Annotated in this window: 3 protein-coding genes; all 3 read left to right on the forward strand. The window is 64.4% G+C overall.

Features of this window, described 5'->3' with window-relative positions:
• The coding region (locus tag ACWGRX_RS26835; RefSeq protein ID WP_452120046.1) for an ABC transporter ATP-binding protein at nucleotides 1-482 on the forward strand (482 nt) is incomplete at its 5' end.
• A 37-nt stretch (nucleotides 483-519) separates the two neighbouring features.
• Entirely contained in the window at nucleotides 520-1,722 is a 1,203-nt protein-coding gene (locus tag ACWGRX_RS26840; protein WP_291633686.1) for an ABC transporter substrate-binding protein, read from the forward strand.
• Between the two features lie 87 nt (nucleotides 1,723-1,809).
• A partial coding sequence (locus tag ACWGRX_RS26845) for a branched-chain amino acid ABC transporter permease (protein ID WP_452120047.1) occupies nucleotides 1,810-2,366 on the forward strand: 557 nt, incomplete at its 3' end.

Genomic DNA, 2,366 nt, shown 5'->3' on the forward strand with positions numbered 1-2,366 from the left:
GCGCCATCGCCAGGCTCGGCCTCGGCTATGTCCCCGAGGAGCGCGGCATCTACTCGACCCTCTCGGTCGAGGAGAACCTGATGCTGCCGCCGCAGATGAAGCCTGGCGGGCTCTCGGTCGCGCAGATCTTCGAGCTCTTCCCCAACATCAAGGAGCGGCTGAGGAGCCAGGGCACCAAGCTCTCGGGCGGCGAGCAGCAGATGCTGGCGATCGGCCGCATCCTGCGCACCGGCGCCAATCTGCTGCTGCTCGACGAGCCGACCGAGGGCCTCGCCCCGGTGATCATCGACCAGATCGGCGCGACCATCCGCATGCTCAAGCAGAAGGGCTTCACCATCGTCCTGGTCGAGCAGAACTTCCGCTTCGCCCAGACCGTCGCCGACCGTCACTACGTCGTCGAGCAGGGCAAGGTGATCGACATGATCCCGAACGAGGAGCTCGACGCCAATATCGACAAGCTACACGGCTATCTCGGCGTCTGAACCAGTCCAGAACAAAGACATAAGGTGGAGGAACGGCATGAAGACTACAGCACTGCTTCTCGGGACCGCGCTCGCCGCACTGGCGGCCGGCGCCGCCCAGGCCCAGACCAGCGTCAAGGTCGGCGTAATGAACGACCGCTCAGGCCTCTATGCCGACCTCTCCGGCGAAGGCTCGGTGATCGCGGCCCGCATGGCGGTCGAGGATTTCAAGGCGGCGGAGAAGGGCATCAAGGTCGAGATCGTCTCGGCCGACCACCAGAACAAGCCGGACGTCGGCTCGACCATCGCCCGGCAGTGGTATGATCAGGACGGCGTCGACGCGATCCTGGACGTGCCGACCTCCTCGGTCGCGCTGGCGGTCAACCAGATCACCAAGGAAAAGAACAAGATCCACATCAATTCGGGCGCAGCCTCCTCGGACCTGACCGGCAAGGCCTGTTCGCCGAACACGATCCACTGGACCTACGACACCTATGCGCTGGCCCAGGGCACGGGCGGCGCCATGGTGAAAGCCGGCGGCGACAGCTGGTTCTTCATGACCGCCGACTACGCCTTCGGCCATGCGCTGGAGCGCGACACCGGCGCCATCGTCACCAAGAACGGCGGCAAGGTCGTCGGCGCGGTTCGCACGCCGTTCCCGGGCACCGACTTCTCCTCCTTCCTGCTCCAGGCCCAGGCCTCGAAGGCCAAGGTCATCGGTCTCGCCAATGCCGGCGGCGACACGATCAACTCGATCAAGCAGGCGGGCGAATTCGGCATCACCTCGGCCGGGCAGAAGCTCGCCGGTCTCCTGGTCTTCATCACCGACGTGCATGCGCTCGGCCTGCAGACGGCGCAGGGGCTGGTCCTGACCGAGGCCTTCTACTGGGACAATAATGACGGGACGCGCGCCTGGTCGGAGCGCTTCGCCAAGGCCAATGGCGGCAAGAAGCCGTCCATGGTCCAGGCCGGCGTCTATTCCGGCATGCTGCACTATCTCAAGGGCATCGAGGCGGCCAAGAGCAAGGACGCCACCGCCGTGATGGCAAAGATGAAGGAGCTGCCGACGGACGACCCGCTGTTCGGCAAGGGCTCGGTCCGCGCCGATGGCCGCAAGATGCACGACATGTACCTGTTCGAAGTCAAGAAGCCGTCGGAATCGAAGGGACCGTGGGACTATTACAAGCAGGTCGCGGTGCTGAAGGCCGACGACGCCTTCAAGCCGCTTTCCGAAAGCGAGTGCCCGCTCGTCAAGAAGTGAGGGGCTGACGACAGCCTCCGCACCATCCAAGGCTCCGGGGCCGCGAGACGGCCCCGGATTGCCTGTTGTCGGGAACGGTAGATCCGCATGTTCGAGTTACTTGGCATTCCGCCGCAAGCCTTGTTCGGCCAGCTTCTGCTCGGCCTGATCAACGGCTCGTTCTACGCCATCCTCAGCCTCGGGCTGGCGGTGATCTTCGGCCTGCTCAACATCATCAACTTCACCCATGGCGCGCAGTACATGATGGGCGCCTTCGTCGCCTGGATGTGCCTGAACTATCTCGGCGTGAACTATTGGGCGGCGCTGATCCTGGCCCCGGTGCTCGTCGGCTTCACCGGCGTCATCATCGAGCGATTATTCCTGTCGCGGATCGCCCATCTCGACCATCTCTACGGGCTCCTGCTGACCTTCGGCCTCGCCCTGATCATCCAGGGGCTGTTCCGCAACAGCTATGGCTCCTCGGGCCTGCCCTACCAGATCCCGGACGCGCTGCGCGGCGGCTATAATCTCGGCTTCATGTTCCTGCCGACCTATCGCGCCTGGGTGGTTGTCGCCTCGATCGCGGTCTGCCTCGCGACCTGGTTCATGATCGAGAAGACCAAGCTCGGCGCCTATCTGCGTGCCGCCACCGAGAACGCGACGCT

It is taken from the genome of Allobosea sp. NPDC055594 (assembly GCF_053618995.1).